At 43.7% G+C, this 8,016-nt stretch carries 8 protein-coding genes; 1 reads left to right on the forward strand and 7 read right to left on the reverse strand.

The features are described from left to right. Positions 1 to 186 precede the first annotated feature (186 nt). Positions 187 to 375: a hypothetical protein gene (locus BKE30_RS15060; protein WP_076879380.1), complete on the forward strand. Its 189-nt coding sequence runs from the start codon at positions 187 to 189 to the stop codon at positions 373 to 375. 54 nt (positions 376 to 429) lie between these two features. Here the strand turns inward: BKE30_RS15060 and BKE30_RS15065 are convergent, their stop codons facing one another. From BKE30_RS15065 to BKE30_RS15105, 7 genes are all read right to left on the reverse strand, one after another. Then, positions 430 to 1,722, reverse strand: coding sequence for a Y-family DNA polymerase (locus tag BKE30_RS15065; protein WP_076879389.1), 1,293 nt, complete (start codon positions 1,720 to 1,722; stop codon positions 430 to 432). Between the two features lie 7 nt (positions 1,723 to 1,729). Continuing rightward, complete coding sequence (locus BKE30_RS15070) at positions 1,730 to 2,299, reverse strand: LexA family protein (protein WP_198938095.1); 570 nt, start codon at positions 2,297 to 2,299, stop codon at positions 1,730 to 1,732. A gap of 1,010 nt (positions 2,300 to 3,309) precedes the next feature. After that, a complete protein-coding gene (locus tag BKE30_RS15085) occupies positions 3,310 to 3,783 on the reverse strand; it encodes a hypothetical protein (protein WP_076879384.1) in 474 nt (157 codons plus the stop codon). A 281-nt stretch (positions 3,784 to 4,064) separates the two neighbouring features. After that, positions 4,065 to 6,068, reverse strand: a complete 2,004-nt coding sequence (locus BKE30_RS15090) for a DUF4396 domain-containing protein (protein ID WP_076879385.1) — start codon at positions 6,066 to 6,068, stop codon at positions 4,065 to 4,067. An 82-nt stretch (positions 6,069 to 6,150) separates the two neighbouring features. Then, positions 6,151 to 6,420, reverse strand: coding sequence for a hypothetical protein (locus BKE30_RS15095; RefSeq protein ID WP_143253807.1), 270 nt, complete (start codon positions 6,418 to 6,420; stop codon positions 6,151 to 6,153). 11 nt (positions 6,421 to 6,431) lie between these two features. Next, a complete protein-coding gene (locus BKE30_RS15100; RefSeq protein ID WP_076879387.1) occupies positions 6,432 to 7,313 on the reverse strand; it encodes a copper resistance D family protein in 882 nt (293 codons plus the stop codon). A 64-nt stretch (positions 7,314 to 7,377) separates the two neighbouring features. After that, positions 7,378 to 7,758, reverse strand: coding sequence for a copper resistance CopC family protein (locus BKE30_RS15105; RefSeq protein ID WP_076879388.1), 381 nt, complete (start codon positions 7,756 to 7,758; stop codon positions 7,378 to 7,380). Between the last annotated feature and the right edge of the window lie 258 nt (positions 7,759 to 8,016).

Here is an 8,016-nt window from a genome sequence, read left to right on the forward strand (position 1 = left end):
AAGCAAGGTTCTAATTTATTGAGTAAAACCAATCTAGAGAAGTTGAATCTGGCAATAGGGCCTCACAGAGTTTCCGAATTACGTTTGGTCAATGCTTTTATTAATCGGCAGGCTATTGTTATCTAAACAGGCAAGCTTTAAATTTCATGAATAGTCACAAAATTTTGACATGGTGATTTTATGGCGATGATGGAATATACAATTGAGGGAATCACTCACAAGGTTGAATACGACGTATTTGATGATGAACTCATTGTCTATTTGCCGGATGGTACAACACGTACCACATGGCTTAGAGGTCTCACAATCAAAACTGCAATTAGGCCACACCTGATTTCTTATCTTAATGGCCAAAAAGTAAGGCATGAGATGTAAATCTTAAAACTCATTAAAATGTTAGATAAAAGTAAGCTTGTCGGAGCTATTGTCTTAATAAATCCGCCATACATCCTTCCAGCTCGTCAGGTAACTGGGTGACTTGTTGGCCTGTGTCATTGCCCAGTTCCGGTTTTTAAACGTGCAAGAGCCAATGGCTATCGTATCCTTCCCAAATTTCTTGTTGATTTCATCCAGGGTAAAGGTCAGTAGTTTACGTTCATTGATTTGTTCCTGATCGGCTAACAGATCAGGAATAAACCTGGCTTCAGGCACGATATTCAGCAGCATCACACCGGCTTTTTTATAACGCTGGCCAGATTTGAAAATTTGCTCTAACCCATACATGGCCGACTTCACTAAAAGCAGCCGGTCATCGGTGGCATGGCTTAATGTGACAGTGATATAGGGATTATAGTAAGGCTGTTCAAACCGGCTAGTTTTAATAGTGACACCAATGGTTGCACATAACAGTTTTTGGCTTCTTAGGCGATCAACGGCGCGTAGCATGAATAGGGTAATGGCTTCGCGCAGGTCATCAATTGCTGTCACCGGTGCACCAAATGACCGGCTGGAAATAATCTGCTTTTTATCCGGCACTACGTCTTCAATGGCCAGGCACGATACGCCTTGAAGCTCTAATACGGTACGCTCAGTCACAATAGAAAAATAGCGCCGGATCATGGTGTGATCGGCCATCATCAAGTCCATGACTGATACGATAGACAGGGCATTCAGGCGTTTTTTGATTTGACGGCCGACGCCCCAGACTTCACCCACATCCACAGTTGATAGCAGGTTTTCCAGCAGGTAGGGGTCAGCGTCCAGAAAATTGCAGACACCCTCAAATAGCGGATTTTTCTTGGCCATGTGGTTGGCCAGTTTTGCCTGAGTTTTGCTGGAGCCAATCCCGATACAGCAGGGCAGGCCAATCCATTGCTTAATGCGCTGCCGCATTTGTTGCGCGTATTCTGTCAGGTCAAATAAGTGTTCATAAGCAGTCAGCTCAAGAAAACACTCATCAATCGAGTAGACTTCCTGTTCCTCTGGAGCAACAAACCCACCCAAAATACGCATAAAGCGCTGGGACATCGCGCCATACAAGGCATAGTTACTCGACATGACCACCACACCATGCTGCCGGATTAATGGCCTGATCTCAAAAACGGGTATACCCATTTTAATGCCCAGGGCTTTGGCTTCTTCGCTACGGGCAACGACACAGCCGTCATTATTGGACAGGACAACGACCGGACGGCCGTTGAGGGTAGGATCGAACACACGTTCACAGCTCACATAGCAGTTATTCACGTCCACCAGGGCGAATATGCGGCTATGGTCAGTCATGGCCATGCTACCGGTTAATCACTTTCTTGATGTTATAGGTGACCACGCCAATAATGACGATGGTTTGCCCTGGCTCTGGATAGATATTTTTAAAGTCCGGGTTTTCGGCCTTAAACCAGATCGGCTGCTGGCTGACTTCCCCATGAAATTCTTGCAGGGCATCACTTAAGGACTTGCCTGCATTCTCCAGCCGGTCACAGTCATGCAGGCTATCCGGGTTAACCTCATCGGTTTTTGTGTCATATTCACACAGCATTAATCGCTTCATGGTGAACTTATTGTCAATCATGGCAATCACCACGTCCTTATGACGCGCTTCAATACTACGGTCAATCAGGATTTCATCGCCCACGTCAAAGCCAGCATCACGCATGGACAAAGAACCTACCCGTCCAACGAAGGTCGCACTTTTGTTGCGGATTAGGTGCTCGTTTAAGTCCAGAACATCTTCAATGTGGTCTTCAGCCGGGCTAGGGAAGCCTGCCGGTATTAGTTCCTGGGCAACGGGGATTTGGTAATAGGTTAGTGCCTGCACTGGCCGTAAAGCCAGCTCAGCATTTAAGTCATGGCCAGGCATGGGAAACGGCACAACAGCAGAGCCGGTATTATCCAGGGTTTGCTTTAGGAAGTTTTTCACTAAGGCCTTTTTGGATACCGGCACACGAATGACAGTTGTTTCTTCATCATACAGCGGCTTACGGCCTGAATTAGGACGTACACCACCATGCTTTCCAGTTTTAAGATCGGTCATATTATCTTTGGTTTTGTAACTAAACCAAAACAGCATACGCGATCATTGTTTTTAAAAGCAAATTAGAAATGTTGATATATGCGCTATATGAATTGCTAATTGTTTAATGCTCTAAAGTCTAAAGCATCCGAAAATCTAAAAATTTATAGCAATGCCAGAAAGGAGCCAAGAAAGATTTCAATCATTATAAATATTCTACACCTTATTTTTTTGCTCTCAACTTTTTGATAAATAAATGAAAAACCAAAATTAAACCAAACCAGAATAAATAGTCTAAAAGGAAATAGTTCAGAAGAAATTCATCTGTATCCCAGAAAATAAATAAAATACTTATTTTATTACCCGGTGATGTGAAATCTCCATCAATTAAAAATACAAAAGGGAATCCGCCTACAATTCTCTGTACTTCCCCAACTCTATCTACCACTATACGTTTAACAGGAATGTATCTCTGATAAAAGGCTTTGTTGCACAATAGCCTGATTAAGCTGAATAGCATAATTGGGACCATCCAGGTCTTTTAGGCTGGCGTTGCCCAGATTATCTGCCTGTATGGCGATTTCCGGGTTAGCTTAGCTAAACGGCCACTTTGTTGGACTCTGAGATTATCAGTTTCATTTTGACGAATGAGGTACTGTAATTGTGGGTCTAATTGATACGCCTGCAGCTGGAGTTGCTGCAGAGACAGCTGAGCATAGGTAGGCAAAGGCGAAATTAGCCCAATCAGCATTAATGCTGTTGGTAGGGTGCGCATAATGATTCCTAAAGAGTAATGCAAAAATCTCTAGTCATGACAAAAGTCATAACTGGTTTAGATGCTTAAACTTCAGGAATGCTCAATGACGAAGTACAACTGTGCGGGTCAGTATGGTTATTGTGTTTCTTACTGGTGTATCAAAAATGGGTAAGATGCCAATACACTTGGGGATAATATCTCGAAGTAAGATAAAAAAAACCCAGAGAAGTATTAGAGCAGACATTACTGTGATCATTTCAAACTGCAATGCTACTTTTAGCATATATTTGATGAAATCATCGCTGGGCAGTTTTAAAAGATGATCAGGGGTTTCATGCAAGATAGTCGCATGATGAGCATCATGGTTAACTGACTTTTGACTATGCACATCATCTGTAGTGTGATGCACTATCCATGAGACGACATTGCCAGAATCTTGCCCCGTTGCCTGATGAGCTTGATCAAAATTTAAAATGATAACGGGCAACCAGGAGAAAACACCCATAGCCACCAAAAGATAGGCAGCTATGATTAGCTTTAATAAGCTTTTGGCGTATTTTCGGAGAGGCTGCATATCAAATTGATGAGTAAGAAAGCTCGTGGTGTAATTTAGCCTAATATCATAACGAAGGGAACAGTTCTTAATTATAAATACTGAGATAGTCTGAACTAAAGGCGAGCCAGCTTAGCGATCAGCTGAGCCTGCATGAATTAAATTATACACTCTACCATTGAAATTCATTACTGGGCTTAAGCGTACGTTAAAAAGCCGACTCTCGTAGCGTAAAGAGTCGGCTTTTTAGATGCTTAACCGTTCAGAACAGAGAGAAATATTTTAGCTCTGAAATATGAGTGTTAAGTCGTGGGGTCACCTTCTACTTCAATATGCATCATCAAACCACCGCCACCATCATGTTCAACATTATTGTTGGTAGTATGATGCAGAATATGGCAATGGATCATCCATTTACCTGGTTTAAGTGCTGTCCAGATGACATCATAGCGCTGACCAGGACCTACATTAATGGTATCCGCTTTGAAACGGGCAGAGGGAGGAAGGGTCTCGCCATCACGTGCCACCACCACAAACGGGCCACCGTGGATATGCATAGGATGGATAAAACCACTACTAGAGCCAATAAAGCGGACTTTAAGGGTTTCACCTACTTTCATTTTGATGGTATCTGTTGAGGGATAAGCACGACCATTGATAGTAAAGTAATTGGGCATGCCTCCTTCCATTGGCATAGCTGGGTAAGTTAAACCATCACGCACCAGCCACTCCTGGAGTTGCAGGGTATACTCATGGTCTGCTGGAATTGTATCAGCCGGATTTGCCGGGTCAATGATTAATGCGCCATATAATCCTAAGGTTTGCTGCCGGTCGACATGGTCGTGCGAGTGATAAAAATAAGTGCCAGACTGTACCGCAGTAAACTCATAGCGATAAATATCCCCGTTCTTGATGGGTTCCTGGGTGACGTGAGCCGCACCATCCATCACGTTGGGCAGGACCAAGCCATGCCAGTGTACAGTGGTGGTTTCGGGCAGGCGATTTGTCACATTAATCCGGACACGGTCGCCCTGACGAAAGCGTAGGGTTGGTCCTGGCACCTGGCCATTAAAGGCATAAGCATTTACAAATGTTTTAGGAAGAATCTGCCAGCGGATGACCGAAGTATCCAGATCAAATACCTTAACGCCATTCTCCAGACGCGGCTCCAGAATATGCGCACCGCGCTGACTTAAATCGTATTTTGCCGACACATCCCGCGGATCGACCGCTGCCATATCCCGCATGGCTTCAGCTGAGGTTTCCTGCGTCATTATCATGCCAGGTGGCATGATAATCCCACCGACTTCTTCTGCTGATAGCCGTAAATTAAAGAATGCTGCTGGTAAAGTCATACCAGCGGCCAGAAGAAAAAGGCTAAAAAATGTAACGGCAGTAAGCTGCGCCCGAGTGACCGAAGGTGCGCCATGACCTGCATGATGCTCTCCGTGTTGTCCAGCATGTTGACTGTTAGTATGTGAGTGCGCTGGCGCCTTACCATCCTTAGCTTGGGAGCTAGTATGATCACTAGGTTGCTCTGCTAAATCATGGTTCATTTGCGCCATATCACCATGTCCATGGCTTCCCTGATGCGAAGCATGAGATGAAGAATGGTTATGTTCTCCGCTATCTGAAGAATCTGGACGAACCGTCATAAGGCCATGCTTCATGCCGCGTGAAACCATCCAGACATTCACTGGATAGGCCAGCGCGAAACCAGCGATGATACCAATGGACATAACCACCCAGAACAGTGGCTCTCCAGGCCACATGGCACGCATGTCGCGCCCCATCATTAAATAAACCATGACTGGTGCCATACCGGCCATCATGCAGTTCATAGAAATTAGCTCTGGGAGGAAGCTACGCTTTACGTTTTCAAGATAACTGCCGCCCATCATTTTGCGCATAAACAGCGCCTGAAAAATAAGTAGGCCGAACAAGAAACCGGCAGTATACTCAACAATCAGGTCGACCCACATCGATAGGCCAAGCATTGCGGTGATAACTGCTGCGACGATAATTCCCGTAGCATCACCTGCAACACAATGCACGGTGGAGCCAACACCCTGTTTCCATAATGGTTTTACAAATTCTTCATGGGTGCCAGGTGCAGGTTCTTTGTCTGCCATTACATATAATAGTAAGCCAATTGGACCCATGTATAAGGTCACCAGCACGAAACCCCATTTCATTACGGCTGGCTCAGGATTGCCTCGGAACTGATCCCAGGCCACATAGGCTGCTGAAAGCACCGCGATAACTAGCCATGCGTAGACAAAAATATCAATGGGTTGAATTAACATTAGAATATTCCTTGTTGTTCGTTTTAGCTTAAAATTTGTATCCCTTCAAAGTCGCTCCATAGAAGGTATTGCGTTTCAGAAGCTACCTTAAAGGTATTAAACTAGGTTTCGGTATTGAATAAATAATAGATTCCTGTGGTTTAGTATTGGGATTATCGTTTTGTAGGTCATGATGATGGTCATGAGTTTTCTGTGCCTTCTCCTGGGCGGATGTCGCTGAATCATGATCGGATACCAGTTCCATTTCATCATCTGACATGGCCTGCATATCTTGGGCTAAGAGTTTTTGCTCAGCCCAAACAGGTGTGTTAAGAAAAACCAATAAAACAAGTCCTTTTGTTAACTTATTCATGTTTTGTCCTTTCATTCGATTCCGATGACTGAGGTAATATAGCCAGTCACTAGTAAAATAGATAAGCCCAGCATCATTTCAAATAGAATGGCATAGCTAAGGTGTCTAACAAATTGTGAATATTGTAGGCGCGGGGTGAAGTACCATTTGTTGAATGCGGCAAGTAAGAGGATAGAGCTAACCAAGACGAGCTTAATGATAAAACCATGCCCGTACGGAGTAGTGAGTAGCGTGTTCCAGTCTTTTAATAATAAATAGGCTACGGTAGCGCCGCACGCCACCAATATAGCAACAATAAAAGCAGCAATTTTCCCAAACAAATGCATACTGTCTTTTAGAGAAATTCCCTGAATACGGCGGCTGAGTTGCCACAAGGGAAATAGTGCGCCCATCCATAAAGACATAGCGCCAACATGCAGGATAATCAGGCCTTGAGCAAAAATGGATAGATTGGTCACATGTCCCATTTGGGAAAATGTGAAGAGCAGGGTGAGGAAACAGATTGCTAGTGCTAACCTTAAAATATATGAAGGCTTTGCTGGCTGTTTGTAGTATTTCCAGGTCAGTAAGGCGGTAATCGCTATAAAGCATAAGACTCGTAGGACCTGAACCGTTCCGACAGAGGTATGTAGAAGAATATTAAAAAACGTAGCATCAAATATGCCAAGCCAGCCCGAGTTGGCAAAACTGCCTATCTGAATTAGAAAACCTGCAATACTTGAAAGTATGCCCAGCGATGCCCCAATAAACATATACTTAATAAGAATTTTATTTAGTATCTGATACTTAAAAAACAGTAAATAAGAGAAAGCACCGCCTATGCTGATCGCTGTGGCAAGATAGAACATCACTTTTGCAATCCAGCCAGCCCATAACCAGTACTCAGCGACCATACTTAGTTCTCATCCTAATGATTGAATCGGTGCCAACATCAGATGACACCGAATTGCCCCGATTTTATTGCGCTTGTTTTAAAGTGAAATTGTATTTGCCACTCATGTTGTGTCCGTCTTTACCCATCGTTGTCCAGATCACGGTATAGGTAGAATCTGGGAGGGCAGGTAGCGCCACGGTATGAGCCAGTTGAAGGTCTGATGTGACTTTATAATTTAGATCAATATTTTTCTGTTGAGTGTCAACCAGTTTAATATTCATCAGCATGACTGGTTCACCAAAATTAAGTAACAGTTTGGTCGGCTGTGTACTAACCGTAGCATTAATAGCGGGAGATGCACTTTGTAGCGTGGTGTGTGCAAAAGCACTGGTGGCTGCGACGGCAACTGCTGAAGCCAGGACGATGCTGCGTAGTGAAGTACTAAAGTGTTGACGTAAATTCATGAAACTATCCTGCCGCTCAAAAAATAAAGACTAATTGTATTGGAAAGACCAGTCCTAAAAAAAGATTGCATCTCGCCAATTCCTGAACTTTAGTATGTAAAGCTGAGCACGACGACTGAATGACTAAAAAATTACATTCTTGTCATTTTTAATATGTCCTAAATATTAACCCGAATCCTGCTTAAGCCAATGCTTCATAGATTTGAATCGTTGCCTTATTGTCATGACAAATCTGGTAAGCACACAAACTTGCATAAA

This window comes from Alkanindiges hydrocarboniclasticus (assembly GCF_001982605.1).
Classification (GTDB): Bacteria; Pseudomonadota; Gammaproteobacteria; order Pseudomonadales; family Moraxellaceae; genus Alkanindiges; species Alkanindiges hydrocarboniclasticus.